The sequence below is a fragment of the Mesorhizobium sp. B4-1-4 genome (assembly GCF_006439395.2).
Classification (GTDB): domain Bacteria; phylum Pseudomonadota; class Alphaproteobacteria; order Rhizobiales; family Rhizobiaceae; genus Mesorhizobium.
Genome location: NZ_CP083950.1, coordinates 2,039,480 through 2,055,738, shown reverse-complemented (window position 1 = coordinate 2,055,738; position 16,259 = coordinate 2,039,480). Strand labels below are relative to the sequence as shown.

At 62.8% G+C, this 16,259-nt stretch carries 16 protein-coding genes; 7 read left to right on the top strand and 9 right to left on the bottom strand.

From position 1 onward, the window contains the following. Positions 1 to 3 precede the first annotated feature (3 nt). Positions 4 to 504 (top strand): GNAT family N-acetyltransferase, encoded by a 501-nt coding sequence (locus FJW03_RS09970; RefSeq protein ID WP_140766878.1) that lies wholly within the window; start codon positions 4 to 6, stop codon positions 502 to 504. Between the two features lie 144 nt (positions 505 to 648). Then, positions 649 to 1,347, top strand: a complete 699-nt coding sequence (locus tag FJW03_RS09965; protein ID WP_140699055.1) for an AIM24 family protein — start codon at positions 649 to 651, stop codon at positions 1,345 to 1,347. A gap of 136 nt (positions 1,348 to 1,483) precedes the next feature. Here FJW03_RS09965 and panC read toward each other — a convergent pair whose 3' ends face one another. Continuing rightward, positions 1,484 to 2,341, bottom strand: coding sequence for a pantoate--beta-alanine ligase (panC, locus tag FJW03_RS09960; protein WP_140766879.1), 858 nt, complete (start codon positions 2,339 to 2,341; stop codon positions 1,484 to 1,486). Continuing rightward, positions 2,338 to 3,180 carry a 3-methyl-2-oxobutanoate hydroxymethyltransferase gene (panB, locus tag FJW03_RS09955; protein ID WP_140766880.1) on the bottom strand — a complete coding sequence of 281 codons (843 nt, stop codon included), beginning with the start codon at positions 3,178 to 3,180 and terminating at the stop codon, positions 2,338 to 2,340. The genes panC and panB overlap by 4 nt, the downstream gene beginning before the upstream one ends. Before the next feature lie 227 nt (positions 3,181 to 3,407). Between panB and FJW03_RS09950 the strand changes: the two genes are divergently transcribed. The 3 genes from FJW03_RS09950 to FJW03_RS09940 all read left to right on the top strand — a co-directional run bounded on the left by FJW03_RS09950 (position 3,408) and on the right by FJW03_RS09940 (position 5,009). Continuing rightward, entirely contained in the window at positions 3,408 to 3,806 is a 399-nt protein-coding gene (locus FJW03_RS09950) for an NADH:ubiquinone oxidoreductase subunit NDUFA12 (protein ID WP_140766881.1), read from the top strand. Positions 3,807 to 3,948: 142 nt separating this feature from the next. Beyond that, complete coding sequence (locus tag FJW03_RS09945; protein ID WP_140766882.1) at positions 3,949 to 4,548, top strand: DUF2155 domain-containing protein; 600 nt, start codon at positions 3,949 to 3,951, stop codon at positions 4,546 to 4,548. Positions 4,549 to 4,622: 74 nt separating this feature from the next. After that, on the top strand, positions 4,623 to 5,009 hold the full coding sequence (locus tag FJW03_RS09940; protein ID WP_140607475.1) for a hypothetical protein: 387 nt from the start codon (positions 4,623 to 4,625) through the stop codon (positions 5,007 to 5,009). A 10-nt stretch (positions 5,010 to 5,019) separates the two neighbouring features. On the opposite strand, the gene aat is transcribed toward FJW03_RS09940, so the two are convergent. The 6 genes from aat to FJW03_RS09910 all read right to left on the bottom strand — a co-directional run bounded on the left by aat (position 5,020) and on the right by FJW03_RS09910 (position 10,343). Then, a complete protein-coding gene (gene aat, locus FJW03_RS09935; protein WP_140699067.1) occupies positions 5,020 to 5,637 on the bottom strand; it encodes a leucyl/phenylalanyl-tRNA--protein transferase in 618 nt (205 codons plus the stop codon). A gap of 12 nt (positions 5,638 to 5,649) precedes the next feature. Continuing rightward, positions 5,650 to 6,993, bottom strand: coding sequence for an acetyl-CoA carboxylase biotin carboxylase subunit (gene accC, locus FJW03_RS09930; RefSeq protein ID WP_140607473.1), 1,344 nt, complete (start codon positions 6,991 to 6,993; stop codon positions 5,650 to 5,652). A gap of 10 nt (positions 6,994 to 7,003) precedes the next feature. Next, positions 7,004 to 7,468, bottom strand: coding sequence for an acetyl-CoA carboxylase biotin carboxyl carrier protein (gene accB, locus FJW03_RS09925; protein WP_140766883.1), 465 nt, complete (start codon positions 7,466 to 7,468; stop codon positions 7,004 to 7,006). Positions 7,469 to 7,494: 26 nt separating this feature from the next. Then, positions 7,495 to 7,929 (bottom strand): type II 3-dehydroquinate dehydratase, encoded by a 435-nt coding sequence (gene aroQ, locus FJW03_RS09920; RefSeq protein ID WP_056566522.1) that lies wholly within the window; start codon positions 7,927 to 7,929, stop codon positions 7,495 to 7,497. 145 nt (positions 7,930 to 8,074) lie between these two features. Then, entirely contained in the window at positions 8,075 to 8,878 is an 804-nt protein-coding gene (locus tag FJW03_RS09915) for a DsbA family protein (protein WP_140766884.1), read from the bottom strand. A gap of 73 nt (positions 8,879 to 8,951) precedes the next feature. Then, a complete protein-coding gene (locus FJW03_RS09910) occupies positions 8,952 to 10,343 on the bottom strand; it encodes a tetratricopeptide repeat protein (RefSeq protein WP_140766885.1) in 1,392 nt (463 codons plus the stop codon). Between the two features lie 146 nt (positions 10,344 to 10,489). Here FJW03_RS09910 and FJW03_RS09905 point away from each other — a divergent pair, with 146 nt between their 5' ends. Together FJW03_RS09905 and FJW03_RS09900 are read left to right on the top strand one after the other, a co-directional pair. Further along, the gene (locus tag FJW03_RS09905; RefSeq protein ID WP_140766886.1) at positions 10,490 to 11,638 is read left to right on the top strand and encodes a pyridoxal phosphate-dependent aminotransferase; all 1,149 of its coding nucleotides are present in this window, start codon (positions 10,490 to 10,492) and stop codon (positions 11,636 to 11,638) included. A gap of 4 nt (positions 11,639 to 11,642) precedes the next feature. Beyond that, the gene (locus tag FJW03_RS09900) at positions 11,643 to 12,572 is read left to right on the top strand and encodes a glutaminase (RefSeq protein WP_140766887.1); all 930 of its coding nucleotides are present in this window, start codon (positions 11,643 to 11,645) and stop codon (positions 12,570 to 12,572) included. Between the two features lie 103 nt (positions 12,573 to 12,675). Here the strand turns inward: FJW03_RS09900 and FJW03_RS09895 are convergent, their stop codons facing one another. Next, positions 12,676 to 15,669, bottom strand: coding sequence for a ribonuclease E/G (locus FJW03_RS09895; protein WP_140766888.1), 2,994 nt, complete (start codon positions 15,667 to 15,669; stop codon positions 12,676 to 12,678). Positions 15,670 to 16,259: the final 590 nt, after the last annotated feature.

The following is a 16,259-nucleotide window of genomic DNA, read 5'->3' as shown; positions in this document are numbered from 1 at the left end:
GCCATGTTCGTGCGCACCGCCGGAGAGCGCGACCTCGGTGCCATCCGCACGCTGCTGGTCGAAACCTGGCATGCGACTTACGATGCGATCTACGGTGCCGGGCGGATCAATGAGGTCATCGATATCTGGTATTCGCCGGCGAAACTGAAAGCGAGCCTGGAACGGCCCAATGCCGAGTTCCTGGTCGCGGACGATAGCAAACGCATCGGCGGCGTCGCCCATGCCGAAAGCGCTGAGGGCGGCGCCGTGGTCGATCTGCACCAGCTTCTTGTCGCACCCGATCTGCAAGGCCGAGGCATCGGCGGCATGTTGCTCGACGAGGTGATCGAGAGCTTTCCGGAAGCCCGCGCCATACGTCTTCAGGTCGCGGAACAGAACAGGCGCGCCGTCGCCTTCTATCTGGGGAACGGTTTCGTCCAGATCGGCCGGACCGACAACCACGGGTCGGGACAGTCCGGCATTGCGGAGCTTATCCTTGAGCGGTCGCTGAGCGCTGAGCGCTGATTCTCCCGGGGACTGCATCACGTTGTTGCGAGCAGCTCCCTCGACCGCAGCTTTCATTTGACGGTCGTCCTCGGCAAATGCTGCTGTGGCTGACGCGCCTGTGACGGCCTGTCGTCGACCGGCGGCATGGCGCTGGGGGGAATCATGCCAAGCTTGCCGGAACTGATGCCGACACAGGTGTCGGACGAAACCTTTGGCGGCGTCACCTATCACATAGCGGGCGAACTTGTGCCCGTGCTTTCGGTCGATGTGACGCGCATGCCTGTCTATTTCGAGCACCACATCCTGTTGTGGAAGAATTCCAGCATCACCATCGGCCTGAAATCGCTGAAGGGCGCATTGAAGCGCATGATGGCCGGCATGCAGATTTTCGTCACCGAAGCGTCGGGGCCGGGCATCATCGCCTTCAGCCGCGACGGGCCAGGTCACATCGTGCCGATCCATCTCAGGCGCGGCGAGGAAATCCAGGTGCGCGAACATCAGTTTCTCGCCGCCACCGGCAATATCGACTACACATTCGAGCGTGTACGAGGCTTGGCGACGATGCTGTTCGGCCAGAGCGGCTTCTTCATCGACCGGTTTCGCGGCGATGCCGGCGACGGCATCGTCTGGCTGCACGGTTACGGCAATGTCTTCGAAAAGACGCTCGCACCGGGCGAGACCATCGACATCGAGCCGGGCGGCTGGCTCTTCAAGGATGCCTCGGTCAGGATGGAAACCAAGATCGACCGCCTGTCGAGCGGCTTCTTCGGCGCCAACATGAACTTCATCGTCAATCGCTTCACCGGCCCGGGTCGCGTCGGCATCCAGTCGATGTACCTGCATATGCCGACCGAGGAATAGATCGAGGGGTGCAGAGCACGAGAAGGGTACAGGGCGAGGTCAGCATGAGCGCAGCGGCGGCGACAGTTCCCGTACCGGCAAATTCGGGTTTCATTTTGCGCATGCCGATTCGCGAACCGGATCGAGAGGCTGAAGCTCACACGCGGGCGGCGGGAACTGCCACATTGTCGATCAGCCTGGTTTTTCCCAGCCAGGCGGCGGCGAGAACGCGGCCCGCGCGGTCGTGCCGCCATGGCGCGAGTGTCAGGCTTTCGCGGGCCTCGACATAGTCGACCTTCCGGAAACCGGTGGCGATCAGGGCGCGGATGGCTTCGGCGATCGCGTCTTCCTGACCGGCACCTGTCGCCAGCGCCGCTGCGGCCTTGCGCAGGATCACGTTGAGCTCCCGGGCGATCTGGAGTTCGTCCTCGCCGAGATAGGCGTTACGTGACGATATGGCGAGGCCATGCGTATCGCGTATGGTCGGCGCGCCGATGATCTCGACAGGCAGGTCAAGGTCGCGGCAGAGCTGCCTGACGACGCACAGCTGCTGGTAATCCTTTTCGCCAAAGACCGCATAGTCGGGCGTTGCCTGCAGGAAGAGCTTGGCCACCACGGTGGCGACGCCCTCGAAAAATGTGGGGCGAAAGTCTGATTCGAGCCCGGCGGATGGGCCGCCGACCGAGATTCTGGTGGCAAAGCCGGCGGGATACATCGTGGCAACCGTCGGTGTGAAGGCAAGATCGACCTTGACCATTGCCAGCAGGTCCAGATCGCGGGCGAGCTGGCGCGGGTATTTGTCGAGATCCTCGCTCGGCGCGAACTGCGCCGGGTTCACGAAGATCGACACCACGCAACGCTCGGCTTTTTCCCTTGCGATCCGGATCAGGGAGAGATGTCCGTCATGCAATGCGCCCATGGTTGGCACCATGGCGACGCGCAGGCCATCGCGCCGCCAGTCGCGGACCCGCGCCCGAAGTGCGGCGACGCTGTCGACCACATCAGGCCGGTTCATGCCTCATCTCCGCCGTTCGTGCTCGAAAAGATGTGGGAGGGGCCGGGGAATGTCCGGCTTCGCACCTCCGATGCGTAGCGCTGCGCGGCTTGCGCGATCACGCTGCGCAGATCGGCGTATTCCTTGACGAATTTCGGCACGCGGTCGACCGTCAGCCCGACCATGTCGTCGATCACCAGGATCTGGCCGTCGCAGTCGCTGCTGGCGCCGATGCCGATGGTCGGTATGACGATGCGGCGTGTGATATCGGCGGCGACAGCCTCGATCGTGCCTTCGATGACCACGGAGAACGCTCCGGCCTTTTCGACCGCGAGCGCGTCGGCGATCAGTGCCGCGACATTCTCATCCGTGCGGCCCTTGATCTTGTAGCCGCCATCCTTTTCCACGGATTGCGGCAGCAGGCCGATATGACCCATCACGGGAATGCCGGCGGCCACGATCGCCGCGATCTGCCCGGCCATGCCGACGCCACCTTCGAGTTTCACTGCCTGGCAGCCGGTCTCGCCAACGATGCGCCGCGCCGAGACGACTGCCTGCGCCGGCGAGTCCTCATAGGTCCCGGCCGGCATGTCGACAACCACGCAAGCCCTGGCAGAGCCCCGCATCACGGCTTGACCGTGCGCGATCATCATCTCGAGCGAGGCGCCCAGTGTCGTCTCATGGCCATGCAGAACCATGGCGACGCTGTCACCGACCAGAAGCAGGTCGACATGGCGGTCGAGCAGGCGAGCGACGGGATAGGTGTAGGCTGTCAGGCAGACCAAGGGCGTGCCGCCCTTGCGGCAACGAATCAGCTCGGCGCCGATGCGAATGTCGGTGGTCGGCAGTTGCGTGGCCAATCGTCACCTCCTTCGGCCCGTGGCCGGATGGATACCCGCAGCGGCGCTGAGCTTTAGAAAGAGCGGAAAGGCTTGGCAAGCGCGCATCCTGCCGCTTGCAGGGATCACAGGCTCGTATCCGGCCTCTGGCGCGCCATTTGCGCACTCCCGGCGGCAAAACCCTTGCCTTCGCGAAGGGCTGACGCCATAAGCAGGAAATAGGCGCCGCCAGCGCGAAGGGTTCCGAAATGAAGACTTTCCTGACGCAGTTTTTCACCTGGTGGAACAGCCAGACGCTGGGGACGCGCCTGCACACCTGGCGATTCGGCAAGAAAGTCGGCCAGGACGAGACCGGCAATATCTATTACGAGGGCGGCATCGATTCGGAAGGCCGCACGCGCCGCTGGGTCATCTACCGCAACTATTCGGAAGCCTCGGCGATCCCGCCCGGCTGGCACGGCTGGATCCATCACCGGGTCGATACGGCACCCCCGAGCGACAATTATAAGCCGCGCGATTGGCAGAAGCCGCATGAGCCCAATCTGACCGGTACGCCGGCGGCCTATCGCCCGAAGGGCTCGGTGCTGACCAACCAGCATCGCCCGCAGGTCACGGGCGACTACGATGCCTGGACACCCGGGTCGTAACGGCCCCGGTTTGTAACGGCGCAAAGGTGCAGGCCGGTCCTTTATCGCCACAATTGGCGTTTAGCTGCTTGCTGATCAGAAAACGGCGATTAGCCTTGGCGATCGACGGAATCACCTGGGCGCGAACCTCCGGTACCCCTGTATGAGTTTTTTCAACCTGATATCGACGGGCGGTCTCACGCTAGCCGCCGGCCTTGCCGTCAGCACCGCCGCTTTTGCGGCTTCGGCTGCACCCGCCGCACCCGCGCCGGCGCCGCCCGCGGGATCCGATCGGATCACCAATCCGGTCGCCGAGTTCGCTGGCATCGACAAGATCACCGGCCGCATCATCACCTTCGATGTCTATATCAATGAGACGGTGCAGTTCGGCGCTTTGCAGGTGACGCCGCGCGTCTGCTATTCCCGGCCGCAGAACGAGGAGCCGAAGACCGATTCCTTCGTCGAGGTCGACGAGATCACGCTCGACCGCAAGATCCGCCGCATCTTCACGGGCTGGATGTTTGCCGAAAGCCCGGGTCTCAATGCCGTCGAACATGCCGTCTATGACGTCTGGCTGAAGGAATGCAAGCAGAAGTCGGATGTACCGGCGCCAGATGCCACCAAAGCTGACGCCACCAAGGCTGACGCTTCGAAGCCTGTCGCGGCCAAGCCCAAACCCGCTTCGGCCAAGCCGACGCCCGTGGCCACTCCGGACGTGGAACAGTCCGACCCCACGGAACCGGATACGACCACGACCAACTGATCCCCGGAACCGTCGCGGCCACCACACGTTGGACCACGCACGACCGCGCATCGGTGCGCGTGGAGGATATTGCGATGTCAGACAGCAAGCGACTTACGGCCAACAAGGCGGAATTGCTGGAACTCGAAAAGGGGTTCTGGACGGGCGATGAGGCCTACTACGCGGCCAATGCCGATACCGAGTGCCTGGTGGCGTTTCCGCAGATGGCGCAGGCCATGGATAACGCCGATCTGGCCAAGACCGCGTCGAAGCCCAACCGGTGGCGCAATCTGGACATCGAGCTCAAAGGAATAATCGAACCCGGCAGCGACATCGTCATGCTGACTTATGAGGCCCATGCGACGCGCGAGAATGGCGAACCCTACGCAGCGCTGGTCAGCACAGGCTACGTCCATCGCGTCAACGGCTGGAAGATGATGTTCCATTCGCAGACGCCGCTGGAAGCCGCCGCGGTGAAGTAAGGCAGATCCTTTACGGGAAAAAGGCCGCTTCGCCCTTCAGAGCCTCCGCCAGCATCTTCTCATACTTGCCGCGCGGCACGTCGACCGCGCCGAAGCGCTTGAGATGCTCGGTGGTGAATTGCGTATCAAGCAGCGCGAAACCGCGTGACTTCAGGCGTTCGACAAGGTGCACGAGGCAAATTTTCGACGCATCCGTCTCCTTGGAAAACATGCTTTCGCCGAAGAACACCCGTCCGAGCGAGACGCCATAGAGGCCGCCGACCAGCCGCTCTTCGCGCCAGGCCTCGACCGAATGGCAATGACCCATGCGGTGCAGTTGCACATAGGCCTCGCGGATCGGCGCATTGATCCAGGTCGAGCGGCGCTCCTCACGCTTTTCGGCACAGCCGTCGATCGTCGCCTCGAAATCGAAGTCGAAGCGAATGTCGAACGGGTTCCTGCGAATCGCCTTCTTCAGGCTTTTGGGTATGTGGAAATCGTCGAGCGGTATGATGCCGCGCGTCTCCGGCCGCACCCAGAACACCTCCGGATCACCGGCACTTTCGGCCATCGGGAAGACGCCCGAGGCGTAAGCCTTGAGCAGAAGGTCGGTAGGTATGCGATAGCCAGGCGCGTAAGGACGGGTCATCGCGTCCCCGAACTATTCTTCCTTGGCCAGATATTTTTCCAGCCAATGGATGTCATAGTCGCCATTGGCGATGTCGGCATTGCCGACCAGGTCGCGAAACAGCGGCAATGTCGTCTTGATACCGTCGACGACGAATTCGTCAAGCGCCCGGCGCAGCCGCATCATGCATTCGACGCGATTGCGCCCGTGCACGATCAGCTTGCCGATCAGGCTGTCGTAGTAAGGCGGGATCTTGTAGCCGGAATAGACACCGGAATCGACGCGGATGCCGAGACCCCCAGGCGTGTGGAAATGGGTGATGGTGCCGGGCGAGGGCGTGAACGTGCGCGGATCCTCGGCATTGATGCGGCATTCGATGGCGTGGCCATTGAACTTGATGTCTTCCTGCTTGACCGAAAGTCCGCCGCCGGAAGCAACGCGGATCTGCTCGTGCACGAGATCGATGCCGGTGATCGCTTCCGTCACCGGATGCTCGACCTGCAGGCGTGTATTCATCTCGATGAAATAGAACTCGCCGTTCTCGTAGAGGAACTCGATCGTGCCGGCACCGGAATAGCCGAGATCGGCGATGGCCTTGGCGCAGATGCCGCCGATTCGGGACCGCTCCTCGGCATTGAGTGCTGGCGAATTGGCTTCTTCCCAGACTTTCTGGTGACGCCTTTGCAGCGAACAATCGCGCTCGCCGAAGTGCACGCCGCGGCCAAAGCCGTCGCCGAACACCTGCACTTCTATGTGGCGCGGCTTCTGCAGGTATTTCTCGATATAGACGGCGTCGTCGCCGAAGGCGGCGCCCGCTTCCGAGCGCGCAGTCTGCAAGGCGACTTCGAGGTCGGCCTCGCTGTGGGCCACCTTCATGCCGCGCCCGCCGCCACCGGCCGATGCCTTGATGATCACGGGGTAGCCGATCTCGGCGGCGATCCGCTTGGCTTCCTTCTCCTCGCTCACCGCGCCATCGGAACCTGGCACGACCGGAATGCCGAGACGCTTGGCGGTACGCTTGGCCTCGATCTTGTCGCCCATGATCCGGATATGGTCGCCAGACGGGCCGATGAAGGTGATGTTGTGCGCGGCCAGGATATCGGCGAACTTGGCGTTTTCGGACAGGAAGCCGTAGCCCGGATGCACGGCGTCGGCGCCGGTGATCTCGCAGGCCGCGACGATCTGGTGGATGTTGAGATAGCTATCGCGCGATGGCGGCGGGCCAATGCACACGCTCTCGTCGGCAAGCCGCACATGCATGGCGTCGGCATCGGCGGTCGAATGCACCACCACCGTCTGGATGCCGAGTTCCTTGCAAGCGCGCAGAACCCGAAGCGCGATTTCGCCGCGATTGGCGATGAGGATCTTCTGGAACATCCGACCCGCTCTACTCGATCACGACGAGCGGCATGCCGTATTCGACCGGCTGCGCGTCCTCGAACAGGATCGCCGTCACCGTGCCGGCGCGCGGCGAGGGGATCTGGTTCATCGTCTTCATCGCTTCGATGATGAGCAGCGTCTGCCCTTCCTTGACCTTCTGGCCGATCTCGATGAACGCCTTGGCGTCCGGCGACGGCGCCAGGTAGGCGGTGCCGACCATCGGCGAGGCCACCGCGTTTTTCGATACGTCGACCGCTGCCGCCGGGGCGGCCGCGTTGGCAGGCTGGCCCGCAGCCGCCGGCGCATAAGTGGGCTGGGGCGCCGCAATCGCATGGACGGCAGGTGCCTGCCGTGACACGCGCACCTTCAGGTCGCCCAGTTCAACCTCGATCTCGGTCAGGTTGGTGTCGTTCAGTATACCCGCAAGATCGCGGATAAGCTGCTGGTCAACACCGGTCTTCTTTATGGACATTTTCGAGCCTTCTGTTTGTTGACCGGTCATAGGCGTGCGGCCAGCGCCTGCAGCGCCAGCGTGTAGCCGAGCGGCCCAAAACCACAGATCATGCCGACGGCGACCGGCGCGACCATGGAGACATGGCGGAATGATTCCCGCGCGTGGATGTTAGAAAGATGAACTTCGGCGACCGGCAATGGCGCCACCGATCGAATGGCGTCGTGGATCGCGATCGATGTATGGCTGTAGGCGCCCGGGTTGATGACGATACCGGCAGCCTTATCGCCGGCTTCCTGGATCCAGTCGACAAGATCGCCCTCGTGGTTCGACTGGCGAAAATCGATCTCGAGCCCGAGTGATGTGCCCGCCTGCTTGCAGTCGTCGGCGATCGCGGCAAGCGTCTTGCCGCCATAGATGCCCGGCTCGCGCTTGCCGAGCGCGTTGAGATTGGGACCGTTCAGGACGAAAACCGTTTTCAAAAAAGCCGACCTTTTCCGGCGCCGGTATCAAACCGCCGCGCTGGCTCTCTATAATGGGCATAGCCGTCCGCGAAAAGAGCGCAAGTGCGTTCTTTCACTGTCCACAACAGGCCGAAATGCGACCGTGAGCAAAACCCGCGGCGGATCAAAGCGCGGCTTTCGCCGCCTCGATCTTTTCCGCAAGCACTTGCTGCCCGAGAGCTCCGAACACGACCTCGTTGCCGACGACATAGGACGGCGTTCCGGTGATCGACAGCTTGTTGGCGAGATCATAGGTCTTGGAGAAGGCCTCGGGGATCGACGGGTCCTTCATCTTCTCGCGCAATGTCGCCTCGTCGGCACCGAGCGAAAGCGCGATCTTGATCGCGGTCGCCTCGGTGGCGCGTCCCTGGCCGCCAAGCAGCGCGTTGTGGAACTCGCCGTACTTTTCCGGCATCATCAGGTGAAACGCCATCGAAACGAAGCTCGCCTTCTGCGAATCCGGGCCGAGGATCGGGAATTCCTTGAGCACGAAGCGCAGATCCGGATCGGTTTTGGTCAGCGCCCGCATGTCCTCGATGGCGCGTTTGCAGAAGCCGCAATTGTAGTCGTAGAACTCGACGATCGTCACCTTGCCGTTCGGATTGCCGACGACGCCGTCGAAGGCGGAGTTGAAGATCTGGTCCTTGGCGTCCTTGATGACGCCAAGATGAGCGATGCGCTGCTCTTCCTTCTGTTTGGCCTCCAGCGCGTCCTGCACCTCGAGCAGTACTTCCGGGTTCTTCAAGAGATAGTCGCGGATGATTCCTTCGATCTCGGTGCGGTCGATCTTGGTATCGGCCACAGCCGCCTGGACAGGCTGTACCGTGCCGGCCTTCGCGACCTGTGGGCTGCCGGCCACGAAACCGAAAGCCAGCATGGCAAGGGCTACAGCGATCCCCGTGGTGCCCAGCAGCAGTGCCTTTTTCATCGTTTTCGTTCCTTTTACCTGTTTTCCCGGTCCGGCTGTGTCGTAGCGCGTGGCCGGAAGGTTCATGAGATTACTAGATCTTGCCTGACGATTTGTAATTTATGATGTCCTGGGCGCGTATCCAGCGCGGCTCGCCGCGCTTCATCCGCTGCTGCGCCCGCATGGCGAAGATCTTCGCGTCCTTGTAGTTGCCGGAATAGAAATGACCTTCGGCCGTGGCAAGCTCAGCACCCGGTATGTCTCCCAGTTCGCCGTAAGCCTGCGCCAGATAACGGTACCCCTCGGAATTTTCCTTATCGCGACCCAGGCCATTGTTGATCTGAACGATCGCCTTCTTGAGCGAGTCAGGTGTACCGACGGCCATCAGCGCCTGGCCAAGCGAGACAGGCAGCAGGCCGGACCGCGCCGGGTCGAGGCTGACCGCCTTGGCGTAGGCGTCCGCCGCTTCCCCAGGCTTGTTCGCCTTCATCAGTATGTCGCCGCGCAACTCTTGGAAGTAGGCATTCTTGGGCTGCGCCTTGATCAGGGCGTTGGTCTTGACGAGCGCTGCGGGAAGATTGCCGTAAAGGTAGGTCGACTGGGCATCGCCATATTGCGCGGCCAGGCTGCCCCGCATCTTTTGCATCAGCCGCGCCGCGGCGGCCTGGCCACCCATGTAGACGGCGATCTTAACCCGCATCATGTCATGGCGCTGCTGCAGCGCCGGCGGATCGAGCTTGTCGACATTGGGGCTCTGTTTGACCAGCACTTGGAGGTTGGCGATTCGCTCTTGCGGCATCGGATGGCTGATCCGGTAGGGATCGATCTGGGCGCCCGACAACGACAAGGCCGTCTGGAAGCGGGCAAAGGTCTTCAGCATGCCCATGCCGGACTGACCGGTGGCATTGAGATAGGTGATCGCGGAGCGGTCGGCCGTGATCTCCTCGGTGCGCTGGTAGGCAAGGATGCTGCGCTGGGCCATCTCGCCGCCGCCGGCGGCGACGCCCATGCCGGCGCCGGCAAGGCCGCGGCTGTTGGTGGTCGCACCGGCGACGATCGCGCCGGCACCAAGCAATGTCGCGATGACGGCCATCGTCTTGGCGCGCTCGAGCTGGTCACGCAATTTCTGCTGGTGACCGCCGGCCAAATGGCCGGCTTCGTGCGCGATGACGCCAATGATTTCGTTGGGCGTCTCAGCCATCATCAGCGCGCCCGTGTTGATGAACATCCGGCGTCCGGTGACGAAGGCGTTGAAGCTGGAATCGTTGACCAGCACGATGTCTATGCCATCATTCGCCAATCCGGCAGCCCTGAAGATCGGCCGTGCGTAATCGCGCACCAGAGCCTCGATCTCGGCATCACGTATCACAGGCACGCCTTGGGCAAAGGCGGTGACCGAACTCGCCACGGCAACGGCGAAGCCGAGCGAAAGCGTGGCGAAGACACGCGCTGCCTGGGCTATCGTCGGTCTGGGTCGGCTCAACATAATGTGTCCACTGGTAGACGAGCGGGCGAAAGATGAAAAGTCGGCACCGGAAAACTTCCTCAACTTGTGATCCTCACATCAATCGGGCATTTGTGCGGCGTGTGCGTCAGGGGCACGGCATCCTCAATCATCGGGGCAGGGATAAAATGGTCGTTTCACTCTCACGCCGCGGCAATGTCGAGCCATTCCACGCCATGGATGTGCTGGCCGAAGCGAACCGGCTGAAGGCCCAAGGCGTGCCGGTGATTTCCATGGCGGTCGGCCAGCCGTCCGACCCGGCACCCGCACGCGTTCGCGCCGCGGCGGCCAAGGCCCTGGAGGGTGGCCGCATAGGCTACACCGACACGCTGGGTCTGGCCGGTCTGCGCAAAGCGATGGCGGAGCACTACGCCGATCATTATGGGCTCGATGTCGATCCTGGCCGGATCGCGGTGACGACGGGATCGTCGGCGGCCTTCAATCTCGCCTTCCTGGCGATGTTCGATCCGGGTGACCGCGTCGCCATCGCCGCGCCCGGCTACCCCGCCTATCGTAACATCATGGCGGCGCTCGGCATCGACGTGGTCGAGATCGAACTCGGCGATGAGGCTTACTTGCATGCCGATCATCTGAAGGCCGCGCACCGCGAAAAGCCACTGAAGGGCGTGCTGTTTGCAAGTCCTGCCAATCCGACCGGCGCGGTCATACCGGCCGACGAACTGTCGGCGCTGATCAGCATGGCGGAGGCCCTGGGGATCGCCGTCATCTCCGACGAAATCTACCATCGCCTGGCCTACGCCGCGCCCGATACGACGGCGCTTCGCTACGGCAACAGCGTGACGGTGATCAATTCCTTCTCGAAATACTACTGCATGACCGGCTGGCGCATCGGTTGGATGGTCTTGCCGGAAGAGTTGGTGCGGCCCGTCGAGCGCATCGCCCAGAGCCTCTACATCTCGCCGCCGGAACTGTCGCAGATCGCCGCGATCGAGGCTTTTGCCGCAACCGAGGAACTGGAAGCGGTGAAGGGGCGGTACGCCTGGAATCGCGAGCTCCTGATGAAACGTCTGCCCGAACTCGGTTTCCCGCTGGCCGCGCCCATGGACGGCGCCTTCTACGCTTTTTGCGATGTCACCCGGCACACCAATGACAGCATGGCCTTCGCGCGCAGGATGCTGGCCGAGGCGCATGTAGCGGCGACGCCGGGCCGTGACTTCGACACACAGGCAGGGCACCGCACAATGCGGTTTTCCTATGCCGGCAGCCACGACGACATGGTCGAGGCGCTGGCGCGCATCGACCGCTGGTTGAGGTAGCGCCATGCCGGAACTGAAGCAGGCGCTGGCCGAGGTCGCCGCCGAAATGGCCGAACGCACCGATCGCGGCGAGGTCGCTTCCTATATCCCGCAGCTGGGCAACGTCGATCCTGGGAAATTCGGCATCGCCGCCGTCACCAATGACGGCCGCGTGCTGATGGCGGGCGATGCCGAACAGGCCTTTTCGATCCAGAGCATCTCCAAGGTATTCACCCTGACGCTCGCGCTCGGCAATGTCGGCGACGCATTGTGGAAGCGGGTAGGGCGCGAACCCTCGGGCAATCCCTTCAACTCGATCGTCCAGCTCGAGCACGAGAACGGCATTCCACGCAACCCGTTCATCAATGCCGGTGCCATCGTCGTTTCCGACATCCTGCTTGCCGGCCACCAGCCGCGCGAGGCGATCGGCGAGATCCTGCGGTTCATCCAGTTCCTCGCCGACGACGAGACGATCATCATCGACCGCGATGTCGCCGCGTCCGAGCGCGCCACCGGCTATCGCAATTTCGCACTCGCCAACTACATGAAATCCTTCGGCAACCTTCATCATGCGCCGGAGCTGGCGCTTGGCGTCTATTTCCACCACTGCGCCATAGCCATGAGCTGCCGGCAACTGGCCATGGCCGGCCGCTTCCTCGCCAATGGCGGCAAGAACCCGGCGACCGGCCATTCCGTGGTGTCGGCCGAGCGGGCGCGGCGCATCGGCGCCATGATGCTGACCTGCGGCCACTATGACGGCTCGGGCGACTTCGCCTTTCGCGTCGGTATTCCCGGCAAGAGCGGTGTCGGCGGCGGCATATTGGGCATCGTGCCGGGCATCGCCTCGCTTGCTGTCTGGTCGCCGGGTCTCAATGCCAACGGCAATTCCAAGCTGGGTTCGATCGCGCTGGAAAAGCTGGCCAGGATGATGAAGTGGTCGATCTTCGCGCCTTGAAAACGTCGCGCCGTGTTGGGCCGCCAGATATGAAAATCCCGCGCCGTATGTCGATTGGCGCGGGATTTTCTTATCAAAAAATCATTTCAATCCGTTGAAAGGCTTAGAAAAAGCCTTTCCGCTGCCACCAGCCGGCACGCTTCGGCTTTTCCTCGGTCTTGACTTCCCGCTCATCGTCGACGGTCGACGAAACCACCGGCGCGACCGGTGCATCGATGGCGGCCGGCTTGCGTCGCGATGGCCGAGCCTTTGAAGGCTCCTCATCGACGGCCGCGACCACTGTTTCCTCAGCGGCGGTCGCCGGAGTCTCAACCGGCGTTTCCGCGGCCGCTTCGACAACGCTTGTCTCGGCGACGGCCTCGGCGGTTGCCTTCTTCGGTTTGGCCGCACGGCGCGCCCGCTTGGGCTTCTCTGTGCTTGGCACCTCGTCGCTGACCGGAGCCACTACCGGCTCTTCCACCGCGGCAACGGCAACCGGTTCGATCGACGCGGGCTCGCTTTCCGAAGCATCAGCCTCGGACGCCTCGGTCGTTTCGCCGGCACTTGCCTCGGCCTCGCCTTCGCCGTCTTCGCGACGGTTGCGCTTGCCGCCGCGCTTGCCGCGCCGGCGCTTCTTGCCCTGGCTGTCATCCGACGCCTGCGTTGCCTCATCCGACGCACTGGCAGCGACCGGGGCGGCATTGTTGGTTTCGGTCTCGTCATTGACCTCCGCGTCTGCCTGATCGGAGAAATCTCCGGCCGGAGCAGAGATGGACGAGCCGTCGGCCGGCGCGCCATGCTCACGGTCGCGATCCCTGCCGCCACGACGTCTGCGGCGCTTGCGTCGCTTGCGGTCGCGGCCTTCGCCATCCTCGCCACCGGCAGGCCGCGGCTGTTGATGCTGCTGCGGCTGTTGGCGAGGCTGCTCTGCCTGCGCCGATACCTCATCCTCTTCCTCAACGACGACAATCTCGTCCTCGGGCTCTTCCGGCTCGACATAGGCCGGCAGGCTGCGCACCTCGACGAAGCCTTCGGGCTTTTCGGCCAGAGCGCCGCGGAAGATCGCGTAGTGCTGCGCGCCTACCGCATCGTCGGCCTCGATGGTGATGGTCAGGCCGAAGCGGCTTTCCAGTTCCACCAGCGTGCCCCGTTTGTGGTTGAGCACATAGAGTGCTGTCGCCGCCGGCGTGCGAACCGTGATGTGGCTGCGCGAATCCTTGAGCAGGAATTCCTCGATCGCCCTGACCACCATCAGCGCCACCGACGAATCGGAGCGCACATGGCCTGTGCCGCCACAATGCGGGCACGGCTTCATGGTCGATTCCAGCACGCTGGCGCGGATGCGCTGGCGCGACATCTCCATCAGGCCGAAATGCGAGATACGCCCGACCTGGATGCGGGCACGATCGTTCTTGAGGTGGTCCTTCAGCCGCTTCTCGACGGAGCGGTTGTTGCGGTTCTCCTCCATGTCGATGAAGTCGATGACGATCAGGCCGGCAAGGTCGCGCAGCCTGAGCTGGCGGGCCACCTCTTCGGCCGCTTCCAGATTGGTGTGGAGCGCGGTGTCCTCGATCGAGTGCTCCTTGGTGGAGCGGCCCGAATTGACGTCGATGGCGACCAGCGCCTCGGTCTGGTTGATGATGATGTAGCCGCCGCTCTTCAGCGTCACCTGCGGCTGCAGCATGCGGTCGAGCTGCGCCTCGATACCGTTGCGCACGAAGATCGGTGTCGTGTCGCGGAACGGCTGAACCACCTTGGCGTGGCTCGGCATCAGCATGCGCATGAAGTCCTTGGCCTCGCGATAGCCTTCCTCACCCGAGACAAGGATCTCGTCGATATCCTTGTTGTAGAGGTCGCGCACGGAGCGCTTGATCAGGCTGCCTTCCTCATAGACGAGGGCAGGGGCTGTGGATTGCAGCGTGAGACTGCGCACGTTCTCCCAGAGCCGCATCAGATATTCATAGTCGCGCTTGATCTCGGCCTTCGTGCGGCTCTCGCCGGCGGTGCGCAGGATGACGCCCATGCCTTGCGGCACTTCGAGATCGGCAACGACTTCCTTGAGACGCTTGCGGTCGACCGCGCTGGTGATCTTGCGGGAAATGCCGCCGCCGCGCGCCGTGTTCGGCATCAGCACCGAATAGCGGCCGGCAAGCGACAGATAGGTGGTGAGCGCGGCGCCCTTGTTGCCGCGCTCTTCCTTGACGACCTGCACCAGCAGGATCTGCCGACGCTTGATGACTTCCTGGATCTTGTACTGGCGACGCACCGGCTTGCGGCGGTTGCGCACTTCTTCCAGCGCATCCTCCGCACCGACCGATTCGACCTCATGATCGTCGGGATGCGAGGACTGGACCTCCTCCAGCATGCCACGATCATTGTCGGTGGAGGTGGCTTCGCTGCCCTGTTCCGCCTGCGGGGCGGGCTCGGAAATCACATCGGCTTCGACGGAGGCGGCGATCGAAGTAGAACCGCCGTCGCGGGTCTCGTTTTCGCCCTCCTCGGAAGAAGAGTCGCCCTGTTCGGAAGGACCTTCATCATGATGGGATTCATCGGCGTGTTCGGATGCATCGACATGTTCGGAGGTATCCGCCGCATGTTCGATGGTTTCCGAAACGTGGGAGGTGTCCTCGGCGATGACGTCAGCGCCACGGCCGTTGTCCTCACCTGTCTCGCCGGCGGCGTCGTTTGCCTCGTCGGAATCGGCTGAACCGGCATCGCGCTTGTGCTCGGCACGGTCGCGGCTCTTGCCGCCGCGCCGGCGTCCGCGCCGTCCGCGGTCACGGTTCTGGCGATCGTCGCCATCGCCATCCTCGTCCTCCTCGTCTTCGGCCTCCTGCGCTTCCGCGCGCAGCAGTGCCTGACGATCGGCGACCGGAATCTGGTAGTAGTCGGGATGTATTTCACTGAAGGCGAGAAAACCGTGACGGTTGCCGCCATATTCGACAAAAGCTGCCTGAAGGGAGGGTTCGACGCGCGTTACGCGGGCGAGATAGATATTTCCTTTGAGCTGCTTCTTGTCCTGGGATTCAAAGTCGAATTCTTCGATACGGTTACCGCGTACGACGACAACGCGTGTTTCCTCCGGGTGGGAGGCGTCTATCAGCATTTTGTTGGGCATTATTTCGTTTCCCCCCGGCAGCCGTCAGCCGCAGCTGGCGGGGCAAAGCCCGCTGCTGTGTGTCTGGATGAATGTGGGTGCCGGATAATTGAACGTCCGCCGGACGCTGCCTGCGTGTCATGGCGGTGCCGCCCGCAGCCATATTGGCGCGGTTTGATGCGGACCTTTCCATGATTGCGCTTGAAGCCATCGTCACCAGCAGAACCTTTGAACCAAAGCCCGGAAACCGGACCAGCTTGTTTGCTCATACAGAGCCGGCACGGGAACAAACCCGGCCGTTTTCCTCACGCAGGCGATTCCCCCGCCACGGGCGCACACCTGCGAAATTCGTCGCGATCACCTGTAGCCTTCTCGCGTGAAGCGAAAGGAGCCGCCTTTCATCTGACCCTGTAGCAGGAAGCTGCGGAGGAGGGCGGTTCCAGGATTGCAGTGATCCACTATCGCTTTTATGATTTGGCGGGTTGGAAGGCAACCCCGATTTCCGATGCCGGCAAAAAGCAGTTCCGCAGCGTAAGCCTGGGTTCCGACCTTGCATGAAAAGGCTTGGTTAACCTTCTCTGGATACCAATCGTTAATCGGGTTCGCGGCCT